The sequence below is a fragment of the Mycobacterium sp. SMC-13 genome (genome assembly GCF_045311035.1).
Taxonomy (GTDB): domain Bacteria; phylum Actinomycetota; class Actinomycetes; order Mycobacteriales; family Mycobacteriaceae; genus Mycobacterium.
Map to the genome: position 1 here is coordinate 110,379 of NZ_JBJIAI010000017.1, position 12,086 is coordinate 122,464.

Sequence of the window (12,086 nt, forward strand, 5' to 3'; positions counted from 1 at the left end):
GGGCTCGAAGGCGGGCGTAGCGTAGCCGTTGTGTCCGCCGAGCCCAACAATCACTATCACCACCTGGCATTCGGCCCCGATGCCCTGGATCGTCAGCAGCGCAACGGCAGCTATCTGGCGTACGGCCGGCACACCGAGCGCGCCGACGACGGACCGCAGCGCCTCGACGACCGCGAGCTGCTGATGATCCGGCGCGCAGACCAGTTCTGCCTGGCCACCGTCACACCCAACGGCTGGCCGTACCTCCAATACCGCAGTGGCCCAGCCGGATTCGTACGGTACCTGCCCGAGACCGACCGGCTGCGGTTCATCGATCTGCCCGGCAACAACCAGTTCGTCACCCTGGGCAATCTGGCCGCCGACGACCGGCTGGCAATGTTCTTCGTCGACTACCCGCGACGCACCCGCCTCAAGGTCTTCGGCCGCGGGACGGTCATCGAGGACGGTCCGCAGCGCGAGATCGAGATCGCGGTCGAGGCCTTCGACTGGAACTGCTCACGCTCCATCATTCCCCGCTTCGACCGCGAGTACCTGCGCGAACTCGGCGAGGCATACCAGGCCAGGTTCGACGGCCGCGAGGCCGAACTGCAGGCCGAGATCGACGCGCTCAAGGCACGGGTGGCGGAGTTGGAGGCGCGCTCAGCCGACGCGTAATTGGGATCGGTAGCGACCGCGACGCCCTCAAATTGGCGGAACAGCACCGCCGACGAGTGCGACGCGAAAGGATCCCACCATGAAGGTGTTCAAGCACGATGACAGCCTGGGCAACACGATTCCCGGTGGCGTGGGCACCGGACCGTCGACCCCGCTCGCCATCCCCAGCATCGACGTCGGCGACTGGCCGCTGTGCGTCGCCCTCACCCCGACCGGAGCCCACGCCTACGTCACCAACGCCCATTCCAACACCGTCTCGGTGATCGATACCGGCGCCAAGTCGGTCGTGGCGACCATCGCGGTCGGCAACAACCCGCACCGGGTGGCCGTCCGCCCGGACGGTGCACGCGCCTACGTCACCAACTACGACGACTACACGGTGTCGGTCATCGACACCGCCACCAACAGCGTCATCGCCACCGTTCCCGTCGGCACCGGCGCCGGCAAGGGCGCCGACGGCGTGGTGCTCAGCCCCGACGGCAGCCGCGCTTTCATCGGTAGCAGCAACATCGTGTCGGTGCTCAACACCGCCACCAACACCGTCACCTCGACCACCAAGCTCGGGTTCGGCCCATTCGGAATGGCCTTGAGCCCCTTCGGCACCCGCCTGTACGTGGCCAGTTGGACCGGCGATTCGGTGCGCATGATCTCCGATGCCGGCACGACCGACATCGCGGTCGGGAACAGCCCGGAGGGCGTCGCCGCCAGTCACGACGGCACCCGCATCTACGTCGCCAACGCCGACGGCGGCACGCTGTCGGTCATCGACACCGCCACCAACACCGTCAGCAAGACCATCAACATGGGCAACACCCCGGTCGGCGTGGCGGTGAGCCCGAACAACAAGCTCGTCTGCGTGACCAACCAATTCGGCGACGGCACCGTGAAGGTCGTCAACTCCGCGACGGACACCGTCGTCAAGAGTTTCAAACTCGGCGGCGTGCCCGTCGGGATCGCGATCCATCCCGACGGCCAAAGGGCCTACGTGACCCTTCGCGAAGCCGGCACTGTCCGGGTGCTCAGCCTGGCGTCTCTTCAGAACTCGTGATCCCCGCCCATTCCGTTTGTCACAGTCCGTCGCGGGTACCCGCCCGTCATGACCGAATCCACCGTGCCGCAGATCCCGCTTCGCGCGACAGCATTGATCTGCACCCTCAAACCGGGCCCGGCACCGTCGAGCAGTGACCTCATCGCCGAGCATGTCCTGGCCGTGCTGCGGGAGCAGGGCGTCGCGTGCGAAACCGTCCGGTGCGTGGACTACAACATCGCGCCCGGCGTCGAGGCGGACATGGGCGACAGCGATCAGTGGCCACAGATCCGGGCCCAGGTCCTCGACGCCGACATCCTGCTGATCAGCACGCCCATCTGGCTGGGGCATCCGTCGTCGGTCGCGCAACGGGTTCTGGAGCGCCTCGACGCCGAGCTTTCCAACAAGGACGATCAGGGCCGACCGGCCGTCTCGCAGAAAGTCGCGATCGTCAGCGTCGTCGGCAACGAGGACGGTGCCCACAAAACCGTCGCCGATATCTTCCAGGGCCTCAACGACATTGGCTTCAACATCCCCGCCCAGGGCTGCACGTACTGGAACGGCGCCGCGATGGAGTCGACGGACTACAACGATCTCGACGAGGTCCCCGAAGCGGTCGCGTCGGCCACCGCCGCGGCAGCCCGCAACGCCGCGCACCTGGCCCGCGTGCTGCACGACGCGCCGTATCCGCCGTACAAGTAGTCAGTTGAAGACGCCGGCGATCTTCAGGATGAACAGGATCGCGATGCTCAGGAAGATGATGACGTAGATCGCGATGACCACCGTCGGGGCGATCACCTTTTTCGGGCCGCCGGCCGGTGGGATCGGATCGGGATTGCTCGTCGCCGATTCCTGCCCGGAATCGGGCGGCGTGTCACCGGGTTCGGTGCCGCCGCCTGGTGCCAGGCCCGGCGTCGATGTCGGATCCGGGTCAGGTGGTGCCTGGTTCGGCTGTCTGTCGGAAGCCATGACGGGTGGTTACCCGGGTGCTGCACAGCCAAACGTCTCAGCCGCCAGCCAGGGCCTCCCGGAATTGATCCGAGGCGTAGAACGGGATGAGACGGCGTCGCAGCACCGACTCCAGATAACCGCGCTCATCGAGCAGGGCGATCACCGGCGGGCCGAAGCGCAGCGCTTCCTCGATCATGTCCTCACGGCCCACCCCGAGATCGAGCAGCAGATCGTAAAGGCTGACATCGCCGTACTTTTCGAAGACGTGGTCGATGCCCTCATCGAGGAGCGCACGGAAGTAGTCGGTGTCCCGGAACGTGCGCCAGAACTCGTAGATCGGCACGACAGCGTCCTCGACATCGTCGGCCGAAATCACCGAAATCGCCGACGACAGCGGGCTGTTCAGGTTGCTGCGCCACAGATCGTTGAGCGCCTCGGCGAGCACGTCTTCGTCCGCATGCGTGTGGGCGAGCAGAAAGCGCGCACCGCGGCGCGCCAGATCCTCGGCGCGCAGCTCCAGCCGTTCGACCGGGCCCTGTGGCATCCGGGCGCCGACTGCGCCGAACACGCGGCCCAGTCGACCACGGGCCAACGACCTGCCACCCTGCGTGACGGATTCGGCGAGCGAGTGCTGGACCAGCGTCACGCAGAATTCGGTGAACGCTTCGCTGCTCAGAACGTGCTCCAGAACTCGCTGGGTGACGCCCATCTCGACCACCATCGCGCTGAGCTCACTGAAACGGCGCCCATCGATGACGTCGCCGAATCGGGTGTCCGAGGATGCGGTGAGCTGATAGAGCCGGGCAGCGATCTCACTGACCAGTTCCGCGATGCCGCCTTCCACCGGGACCTGCACGGCGTACTTCGCGGCGACGTTCTTGATCATCGTGGGCGTCACCGCGTCGGACAGCGTGATGTCCGACGCCTCCGACAGGGCGTGCTCGATCTCGTCGAGGACCAGGCTGTGGTAGTTCTCGCCGCGCAGCTGCTGCATGGCGAACGCCACCTGCGCGTCGAGGAGCCGGGCCGCGACCGGTTCGAGCTGCGGCTCGAGGTCGTCGGCCGGCTCCGGGAAATTGGTCATTGCCAGCACCTTACCCAGCTGAACTCGTCGGCCGCCGGTTGCGCGTCGGGCGGCTCGACACTCAGCGGCGCACCGTCGGACTGTGCCCCACACCGGACTGCGGCACCGAAGCGGGCGGACGGTTCTGCCTCATGCTCACGCAAACACCCAGGCCGCCACCGACACAGGGCACACCGTTGACGGTCGGTACCGGGCCGCCTGATCGGTTGCCCGTCGGGTCGAAAGCCGCGTCAGCTGCCGCTACCGGCGACAGGCCGAGGGCCAGCGCCCCGCAAGCCGCCAGGTACGTACCCATTCGGAGGAGACCGGCCATCATCGCCACGCTTTCACCCGTTCACTGGCCAACATAGTCCGGTGCCACGGTTGCGCGTGTTCCGTCCTGCTGTCACCTCAGCGGGAGACGCCCAAATCTCCGCGGGAACCATGCCGGTGATCCCCTTATCCTTGGATTTCGGGGGGCAGGGGGATGCGATGGACTATCTGGCGGGACAGCTCGTCTTCTTGGCGATCGTCGCGGCGCTCATCGGCGGCGTGATCTGGGCAGTGGTCGTGATGCGCAAGCCACGCCCGCGGCTTGAAGACGAAGACGACGAACTATGACTCGCTGCTTCGCGCCGGCGCCACAGATCGGTCCGAACGGCGCGCCGGTATTCGGATGAGCTGCGTTGAACTCCACGGTCGGCGCTTCGTTACGGCGCGGATCGCTCACGTCACCGGGGCCGTGTCGTGGTGGGTGTTCGTCGTCGCACGTCTCATGACGGAGATGAATTCAGCGCCATTGAACTTCGGCTTGCCGCGGCGGTACGCCGACTACGACGAGTCGATATTCGGAGTCGGGTTGGGGCACAAAGACTTTGGTTGGACGGCGTACGAGCCTCTGACCGGCCATCCGCCGGTGCTGAACGATGGGTTCTTCATCGTGAACGTCCTCTCGACCGTCGCGGTCGTGGCGCTGGCTATCACTACCATTGCCGCCGTGGTCGAAGCGATATCCGTCGCGCGATGGCCCGCGGGCATTGTCACGATTCTCGCGCCGATCACCGGTGCCGCCATCATCCTCAGTGCGCTCCACTACGGCACGGGATTCGGCGGTGGTCTCAAGTTGAGCTTGCTGGTGGTGTTCGCACTGGTTCTGCTCGGCGTCGCGATTCGTGAAGTGTGGAGCCGGGTGTGGGCGCCTCGCCCGACCCGGGCCGAATGACGTAGCCGTCGCGGCAGTCACGCCGAACCCCACTCACGTGGGCCGAGCAGGTCCCATCCGACGACTGATCTACTGATAACAGGGCAGACGATGACTGGGCACGTGTTGGCTGCGAGCGTGCAGGCGGCGAGCTGGCCGAGCGGCTGAGCCGCGTTCACCTCCGTGGGCCTGGTGTTGACCCCACCCGAGTCGGATGGGAATGGTGCTGTGTGAGCACCGATGTCTCAGCCCAGCCCGAGGTGCTCCCGGATAACTGCGAGGTCGCGTGCGCGGTTACGTGCGATCCGCCGCGATCGCAAGATGAAGGTGGACTTCTCGATTACGACGAGCCGCAGCCCGTGTTCGGGAATCGAGGTGCGCTTGTGCTCGTCGTAGCGGCGGCGCTGCTCGCCCCTGCCGATCCCAGAGACGGTCTGGCGCCGGTCGAAGAATAGCGACGGCTGCGAATGCTGCTCCTCCTGGAACTCGACGACCAGTCCCAGATCGGGCCATACCCGTCGACGGGGAGTTCCGTACCGCGGGGCCGCTTGGCAGAAGGGTCACCGCGCAACCAGTCGAATCGCTGCTGGCGCCGTCCCGGAATCCCGAGGATCTCGTCGCACAGATCGAGGACGTAATGCTCGTCGGAGCCGGCACGGGTGGTCATGGATCGATTCTCACAGGGTGACGCGGCGTCCCGCAGTGCGGGAGGTGGAGGCGGTCCGGCAACGGGTCGTCAACCCGTGGAGCAATGCAGTTGCCGGTGATCTCCATCGCCACACACGTCGTCCTACCTACACTCCACCGATGAGCTCGAACGCGGTGGGGCATGACACCGACGCCTCGCGGCGAAGGCTCAAGATCACCCTCGACACCGAGATTGCCAACTGCCGCCGCTGCGAAGGGATGAACATCGAGGGCATCACTGCGTCCGCGCCCGGGTACGGCTGCTTGACCTCACCGGTGGTGCTGGTCGGGCAGAGCTTGTGCGAGAAGTGCATGGCGACCCAGATCCCCTTCACCGAGGGAAGCGGTGACCTGATCGACGAAGCCATCAGGCTTGCCCGCCTCACGAAGGACCAGGTGTTCATCAGCAACGCGGTGCACTGCCACCCGCCGAAGAACCGCGCGTCTCATCAGCACGAGATCGTCAACTGCTCCCCGTTCCTGCACCGCGAGATTGGGATCGTGCGCCCCCGGCTGGTGATCACGCTGGGCCGCGACGCCGAACGCGTCGTGAAGTTCTTCTTCCCACGAGCCCGGGTGTCAGTGCCACCGTTCGAGCCCCCGCGCGGACGGCTTCCGAAGGATGCGCCACTCGTCTTCGCCGCGAAGCACCCGTCATGGATCCAGCGCCAGCACGACAACGAACTCGTCGTGGACTACGTAGCGCATCTGGCCGCGGCCATCCGGTGGAGCTTCGATCGCCCACGCGACGATACGAAGTGTTAGGCATCGTGGAGTTCCCTACCGAAAACGAGGTCCTCGCGCACGGCTTCCGGTTCCGCCCGGCATGGTGGACTCCGCGGGTACCGAACGGGTGGGGAGCCTTCCTCGAACAGCTGCCCGCCCGGGACCGCGGATACCGCACCATCACGAGGGCCGATCTGCTCGACACCGCGCACAGCCACGGGCTGCCGCAGTCACTGCTCGCCGGTTACGTGTGGGGAACAGGCAAGTGGGCGTTCCTCGTCGGCAGACGCGCAAAGGTGTTCAGGGACAACGACGCCGAGCGCATCAGTGACTCCCTGCAGACCGCTGCCCAGATGCTACGGGGCGGTGACACCGTGGATGCCTACACAGCGATGTTGAGAGGGCAGCCGCAGTACCTCAAGCATCTTGGCCCGTCGTTCTTCACCAAGTTCCTCTACTCCGCAGACGCCAATCGTCGTCAGCCCGGGCGGGCACTCATCCTGGACCAGTTCGTTGCCGTGGCGCTGAAAACGGTTGACGGTTGGGACATCTCGCGAAATGGGCCCTGGGATCCGTCAACGTATTCGAAATGGATCGACCACGCGCACGGCATCGCCTCTGTCGAGGGGGTGCGGGCGGACGCGGTGGAGATGGCCTACTTCAACGCGGGCCGGAAAATCGCGGGGAGGCGCTGATTATGGCGGTGTGCATCGCGCAGCTGTCCACCCCAGACGCCGTGCCGGCCAGCATGCCACGGATTCACCCGCGGTCCGTTAGCTCTCAGGGCGGCCGGCAGCCTTCCCGTCCTCCACGCCTGCCAATGCTCCTCGGCCCTGGTTGGATGCCATCCACGCCTCGTCACAATGCAGCTGATGGTCTGATTGAGTGGTGGCCCAAGCGCAGCGGGCATTCGTTTTACACGACCGATGGTGGGTAGTACCGCGCCTACGGGGCCTTCATCGGCAGGCGCTCCTGAATCGGCGACAACAGCGCCGTGATCTCGTCAGGCCGAAGCTGTGCCCACAACCCGAGGAACGCATTGGCAACTACGAGCTCAGCGGTGAGGTCTAGCTTCTCCCCGATCTGACGGAAGATGATATGCCGGTCGTGGTTGGTGAGTCCGGTCTCCCGAACCACCTCCTTCACCCGGTTCTGCTGGTCCATCGGAAGATTCAACGCCGCTGTGAGCTTCGCCGCTTGGTTGTCGAGGTCGCCCAGCACAACGTCGTAGACGTGCACCTCGGGGTCATCGCCGCCGGGCAGCACGTAGATTCTGTTGGCGTCGTTCTCCTTGTCTGCCTTATCGCCGTCGAGGAATACAACGCTGGGTACCACAGCCGTCGGATCCTTCAAGCGGCCCTCTTGAATCTTGATCGCTTGCTCAGCTCCCCCGAGCCCGTGAATTGCCACGGCACTGAGGTCGGCACCGTGGTGGCGCAGAGCCGCTGCGAGGACAAGCTCACCGAACCCATCCTCTACGAACACCACCACCTGCGCCGGAATAGCCCCCGTGATCGAACGGAGAGCCGCGATGTTGAGAGTTCCTTGCATGACCTCACCGTCGATCGCCGCCCACACAGCATCAGACGGAAGCGCTTCCAACGCCTCTGACGAGTGCGTGGTGAAGATGACCTGGCACTTCTTGCGGATAGCGACGCTGATCAAGTAGTCCACGAGTCGCCTCGTAGCGACGGGGTGGAGCCCATTCTCGATCTCCTCGATGAGAATCAGGCTGTTTTCCTCAGCGGCCTCGATACCCGCGACGATCCGGATGATGCTGGCCTGTCCGGCCCCGAAGTGGAACTCCGTATACGAGGTGCCGGTGCCGTCGTCCTTGGCCGCATAGAGAGTCGCGCGCGTGGTCACATCCAGTTCGGAGTAACCGTCCACAGTCTTGCCGAGGATTGCCTGCGTTGCCTCAATGACCTTGGATGGGAGGTTCGTTTCCGAGATCGCCTTGAAACTGCTACCTCGGGCGAGACGAAGGTCCGCACGCTCCGTCGCGGGCACCGTCCGCGTAACTCCGAAGACGAGCACGTCACGGACAAAAGGCTTTCGATTCCACTTCGAGGAGGGGAAGTTGACGCTACGCCGCACCTCCGCCGCCGGATCCACCTCCTTGTCGATGACCCCGTGCTCGATCGACCACTTCACCATGCTCGAGTCGTAACGGCCGCTCTTCGCGAAGAATCGTTCTGGCTTCACCCCCCTGTACGCCAACGCGGCAGCCCCCAAAATCGTGGATTTCCCACCGCCGTTCGGACCAATCAGCGCGGTCACTGGAAAGTCGAATCGGACCTCTTTATCGGTGAAACCTCGAACCTTGCGAAGGATTACCCGCCGAAGGTACTTCCCGTACTTGCCTTTGTTGACTTTCTCTGCAAGCGCCGAGAGTTCGCTCGGGCTGATCTCCGTCATGGCGAGATGCTAACCAGAGAACGTCGAGCCACTGCGGACTTCTGATCGTGCCACGGCCACAGATGCGGCTCGGCTCGGCGGAGCGGGCGCCTAGGCCAGCTGCTCGCTGTACACGTCCTCGGCACTGAGTCCCGGCAGCCGATCCCCCATCAGGTTCGCCACCGTACGGCGCGCCGCGACTTGGGACACGCGGTCGGTTGAGAACGTGTTCCCCAGCCGCGCTGGCTAACGGTGTAAGCCACGGTCCTCACCCTGAGGCCGACCCGGTCAATCCGGTGCTGAGGTGGATTCGCGCGTCGGGTGCCGTGTGATACCCACGGCGAGTACGACGCCGGAGTTGGAATCGGTAGCGCTGCGGTGATGGTCCGCTTCGTCCCGTAAGTGCGTACACGATGCGGGAGGACGCGATCATGTGGTGGACGATTCCGGTAGTGGTCATCGCGTTCGACGCGGCGCTCATTTTGCTCTTCGTAACCGTCAAGCGACGGGGGCTTCAACGCCTTGGAGTTACCCGCGGCGGAAGCTCCGGGCCCGTTGCCGACGCCGGAGCTGGCGGCTGGGCTGCCGGTGCTGACTTCTCCGGCTGCGGCGAGGGAGGCCACGGGGCGCACTCAGGCTGCGGTGGTGGGCACCGCGGGGGCGGGGGCGGCTGCGGCGGGGGCGGCTGCGGCGGGGGCGGCTGACGATCACGGCACGCGCCCAAATACGAGAAAAACCACCCGTCTCCAGGTGGTTCTTGAAGTGGCCAGGGCCGGGATCGAACCGGCGACCTTCCGCTTTTCAGGCGGACGCTCGTACCAACTGAGCTACCTGGCCGGAAGGGCAAGTTGCCTCGCCGTTCTGGCGACCCTGACGGGACTCGAACCCGCGACCTCCGCCGTGACAGGGCGGCGCGCTAACCAACTGCGCCACAGGGCCTTACATACTGCGTTGCTTCGCTCTCGCGTTGCGTACCCCCAACGGGATTCGAACCCGTGCTACCGCCGTGAAAGGGCGGCGTCCTAGGCCACTAAACGATGGGGGCCAATCCGAATCTCTTCGGGGGCGCTCTCAACGTTTCCGTTGGGAGCTTCGATAGCTTAGGGCACGACCGCCCCACGGCCCAAATCGGCACTTCAGACCACCAACCGCCGCTCAACCACCTACCCCCGGAGGCCGCTGCACGGGACGCAGTATCCTGTGTCCCACGCCCCTATAGCTCAGTCGGTAGAGCTACGGACTTTTAATCCGCAGGTCCCAGGTTCGAGCCCTGGTGGGGGCACCAACGTGTCAACTGAGTCGACGTTTGTTCGTCGGAAATAGCGCGGTCCAGCACGGCCGCGACCTGCGGATGTACCTTGCCGCGGCCCATGTAGACATCTCGGGTCATCGACACTTTCGCGTGGCCGAGTTTTTCGGCGTCGAACCTGGCGGACAGTCTCGCCTCATCGATCAGGGTGGCCACCGACTTTCGGAACGAGTGACTGCTCACGTCCGGCACACCGAGGCCTTCGCGAACCGCCCGCCACTGTTTGTTGAAGTTGTCGGGGTCCCGATGAGTACCCGCGGACGACGGAAAGGTCATCGGCTGCTCGCCTCAGAAATCCCGGCCGCGGCGCGCGGTCAGCATCGAAACCGCGAACGCCGGCAGCGGGACAGTCCGACCGGCCGACTTCGTCGACAATTCAGGGCGGCGACACCCACATCACCGTCAATAACAACCGCGCGACCGAAGGCGGCACAGGCCGCGACATCGCTTGGCACCAACAGCACGCCGCCATGACTCCAGCGGTCCGACCGTGACCAAAGGTGATGATGGAGAGATGACCACCTGTAAACCGTGCTCGCTGCGCGCGCAAGGCCAAACCAGAGCAGCCGCCAACATCGACGGGACTCGCGCGCAACGACTGATCTTGGCGGCACTCAACAACAATCGATTACCCCGCACCGACGAAATCCTCGCCGAAGTGGACAACTGTTCCGAGTGCGTCGTCCAGCTCGCCTCACAGCTTGTTGGCCTCGGCTCGCAGACCGCCTTATTGGCCAAAGGTGGCAACGTCGAGGCGTTGAAGGACTCTCTCAAAGTCAACCTGATGGAAGACGGTCAGAGCTTTTAACTGAGTTTGTCGGTGCCTCATGGCCACTTTTTGGGCGCAATTTGAGCTGCGCCCCGCTGACCCCAAGGGCGCGAATGGTCAGGAAGCGCCGTCCGACGCCTTTTCCACACGACCATGCGCGGGCGCGCCGGCAGATTTCGATCGACGGACGACGCGCAGCCGAGGTGGCGACACCACTTTGGTTATTGCAGTAGATACCGCACCTAGCCGGCGCCCGAGTTCGGCGCCGTCCGGTGGGCCGGGGCGCTTAGACGCTTGCGTCGCCTCGTCGATCACATCCTCCAAAGCTTCGATGACTGTGCGGTAGCCCCCAAGAATCTCGAGCTTCCCGCGCGCCAGCAGGGTGCGGACGAAAGCAGAGCTGTAGCTCTCTCGGCTTTCAGCCGAGGGGCCCTCCATCAAAGTTCCCCAACTGTCAGCGGTCACGTATTTCCCCAGGTTTGAGGGGTTGTCCGTCACGTAATTCCCCACCCTGGCTGTCACGTAATTCCCCACCCTGGGCGGTGTGTCTGCCTGGTGTGGGCCTCGTTTACCGGTTCGCTCTGCATCCATCTGATGGTGGATGGAAGGGCGCTGATGGCGAGGAGAAGTATCGTGATGCTCGATTTGGTCGAGTTGTTCACCCACTGGCACGCGGGCCGTTCGCAGGTCCAGTTATCGGAGTCGCTGGGCATTGACCGCAAGACCGTCCGCAAATATTTGGCTCCGGCGGTCGCGGCGGGTATCGGCCCGGGTACCGAGCCGCTGACCGCGCCACAGTGGTCGGAGCTGATCGGCGGGTGGTTCCCGGAACTGTCCGATCCTGCGGCGCGGGCGCTGACCTGGCCGCTGATCGAACCGCACCGGGACCAGATCAAGACCTGGCTCGATGCCGATGTCACGATCGCCACGATCGCTCAGCGGTTGCGGGACGAGCATGCGGTAGCGGTGTCGGAGTCCTCGGTTCGGCGTTGGATCGCAACACATTTCGCGGAAGAGGTGGCACGAGCGAAGGTGACCGTGCCGCGCGGGCCGGTCGAGCCGGGCAGTGAAGCGCAGATCGACTACGGTCGCCTGGGCATGTGGTTCGATCCCGCGGTGGGCCGCCGGGTGGCGGTGTGGGCGTTCGTGATGGTGTTGGCGTGTTCGCGGCACCTGTTCGTGCGCCCGGTGATCCGGATGGACCAAACCACCTGGTGCGCTTGCCATGTCGCGGCGTTCGAGTTCTTCGGCGGGGTCCCGGCCCGGTTGGTGTGTGACAACCTCAAGACCGGGGTGGACAAA

General features: G+C 64.9%; 15 protein-coding genes and 4 tRNA genes. 11 read left to right on the top strand and 8 right to left on the bottom strand.

Translation table 11 applies throughout. The features are described 5' to 3' along the window. Positions 1-30: 30 nt before the first annotated feature. The 3 genes from ACJH6I_RS22550 to ACJH6I_RS22560 all read left to right on the top strand — a co-directional run bounded on the left by ACJH6I_RS22550 (position 31) and on the right by ACJH6I_RS22560 (position 2,383). Positions 31-654 (top strand): pyridoxamine 5'-phosphate oxidase family protein, encoded by a 624-nt coding sequence (locus ACJH6I_RS22550; RefSeq protein WP_318987348.1) that lies wholly within the window; start codon positions 31-33, stop codon positions 652-654. A gap of 79 nt (positions 655-733) precedes the next feature. Continuing rightward, positions 734-1,702: a YncE family protein gene (locus tag ACJH6I_RS22555; protein WP_318987347.1), complete on the top strand. Its 969-nt coding sequence runs from the start codon at positions 734-736 to the stop codon at positions 1,700-1,702. 48 nt (positions 1,703-1,750) lie between these two features. Further along, the gene (locus ACJH6I_RS22560) at positions 1,751-2,383 is read left to right on the top strand and encodes a flavodoxin family protein (RefSeq protein WP_212813292.1); all 633 of its coding nucleotides are present in this window, start codon (positions 1,751-1,753) and stop codon (positions 2,381-2,383) included. On the opposite strand, the gene ACJH6I_RS22565 is transcribed toward ACJH6I_RS22560, so the two are convergent. Together ACJH6I_RS22565 and ACJH6I_RS22570 are read right to left on the bottom strand one after the other, a co-directional pair. Next, entirely contained in the window at positions 2,384-2,650 is a 267-nt protein-coding gene (locus tag ACJH6I_RS22565) for a DUF6480 family protein (protein ID WP_318987346.1), read from the bottom strand. A 37-nt stretch (positions 2,651-2,687) separates the two neighbouring features. Next, positions 2,688-3,716 carry a hypothetical protein gene (locus ACJH6I_RS22570; protein ID WP_318987345.1) on the bottom strand — a complete coding sequence of 343 codons (1,029 nt, stop codon included), beginning with the start codon at positions 3,714-3,716 and terminating at the stop codon, positions 2,688-2,690. Positions 3,717-4,187: 471 nt separating this feature from the next. Here ACJH6I_RS22570 and ACJH6I_RS22575 point away from each other — a divergent pair, with 471 nt between their 5' ends. From ACJH6I_RS22575 to ACJH6I_RS22595, 5 genes are all read left to right on the top strand, one after another. Continuing rightward, the gene (locus tag ACJH6I_RS22575) at positions 4,188-4,316 is read left to right on the top strand and encodes a hypothetical protein (RefSeq protein WP_256370092.1); all 129 of its coding nucleotides are present in this window, start codon (positions 4,188-4,190) and stop codon (positions 4,314-4,316) included. A gap of 55 nt (positions 4,317-4,371) precedes the next feature. After that, positions 4,372-4,917 (top strand): hypothetical protein, encoded by a 546-nt coding sequence (locus ACJH6I_RS22580; RefSeq protein WP_318987352.1) that lies wholly within the window; start codon positions 4,372-4,374, stop codon positions 4,915-4,917. Between the two features lie 209 nt (positions 4,918-5,126). Beyond that, positions 5,127-5,351 (top strand): hypothetical protein, encoded by a 225-nt coding sequence (locus tag ACJH6I_RS22585; RefSeq protein WP_318987344.1) that lies wholly within the window; start codon positions 5,127-5,129, stop codon positions 5,349-5,351. Positions 5,352-5,703: 352 nt separating this feature from the next. Continuing rightward, positions 5,704-6,348, top strand: coding sequence for a uracil-DNA glycosylase family protein (locus tag ACJH6I_RS22590; RefSeq protein ID WP_318987343.1), 645 nt, complete (start codon positions 5,704-5,706; stop codon positions 6,346-6,348). A gap of 5 nt (positions 6,349-6,353) precedes the next feature. Continuing rightward, positions 6,354-7,004 carry a hypothetical protein gene (locus ACJH6I_RS22595; RefSeq protein ID WP_318987342.1) on the top strand — a complete coding sequence of 217 codons (651 nt, stop codon included), beginning with the start codon at positions 6,354-6,356 and terminating at the stop codon, positions 7,002-7,004. Positions 7,005-7,254: 250 nt separating this feature from the next. Here the strand turns inward: ACJH6I_RS22595 and ACJH6I_RS22600 are convergent, their stop codons facing one another. The 4 genes from ACJH6I_RS22600 to ACJH6I_RS22615 form a co-directional block, all read right to left on the bottom strand. Continuing rightward, on the bottom strand, positions 7,255-8,727 hold the full coding sequence (locus ACJH6I_RS22600; RefSeq protein WP_318987341.1) for an AAA family ATPase: 1,473 nt from the start codon (positions 8,725-8,727) through the stop codon (positions 7,255-7,257). Between the two features lie 742 nt (positions 8,728-9,469). Further along, positions 9,470-9,543 (bottom strand) — tRNA-Phe (locus tag ACJH6I_RS22605). A 25-nt stretch (positions 9,544-9,568) separates the two neighbouring features. Next, positions 9,569-9,645 (bottom strand) — tRNA-Asp (locus ACJH6I_RS22610). 33 nt (positions 9,646-9,678) lie between these two features. Then, positions 9,679-9,751, bottom strand: a tRNA-Glu gene (locus tag ACJH6I_RS22615). A gap of 164 nt (positions 9,752-9,915) precedes the next feature. Here ACJH6I_RS22615 and ACJH6I_RS22620 point away from each other — a divergent pair. Then, positions 9,916-9,991 (top strand) — tRNA-Lys (locus tag ACJH6I_RS22620). Here ACJH6I_RS22620 and ACJH6I_RS22625 read toward each other — a convergent pair. After that, positions 9,950-10,291 (bottom strand): tyrosine-type recombinase/integrase, encoded by a 342-nt coding sequence (locus ACJH6I_RS22625; protein WP_318987351.1) that lies wholly within the window; start codon positions 10,289-10,291, stop codon positions 9,950-9,952. The two genes, ACJH6I_RS22620 and ACJH6I_RS22625, sit on opposite strands and share 42 nt — an antisense overlap. 214 nt (positions 10,292-10,505) lie before the next feature. Here ACJH6I_RS22625 and ACJH6I_RS22630 point away from each other — a divergent pair, with 214 nt between their 5' ends. Beyond that, positions 10,506-10,823 carry a hypothetical protein gene (locus ACJH6I_RS22630; protein WP_318987340.1) on the top strand — a complete coding sequence of 106 codons (318 nt, stop codon included), beginning with the start codon at positions 10,506-10,508 and terminating at the stop codon, positions 10,821-10,823. A gap of 78 nt (positions 10,824-10,901) precedes the next feature. Here the strand turns inward: ACJH6I_RS22630 and ACJH6I_RS22635 are convergent, their stop codons facing one another. After that, positions 10,902-11,282, bottom strand: a complete 381-nt coding sequence (locus ACJH6I_RS22635; protein WP_406784513.1) for a hypothetical protein — start codon at positions 11,280-11,282, stop codon at positions 10,902-10,904. Between the two features lie 138 nt (positions 11,283-11,420). Here ACJH6I_RS22635 and ACJH6I_RS22640 point away from each other — a divergent pair. Continuing rightward, the coding region (locus tag ACJH6I_RS22640) for a DDE-type integrase/transposase/recombinase (protein WP_406784517.1) at positions 11,421-12,086 on the top strand (666 nt) is incomplete at its 3' end.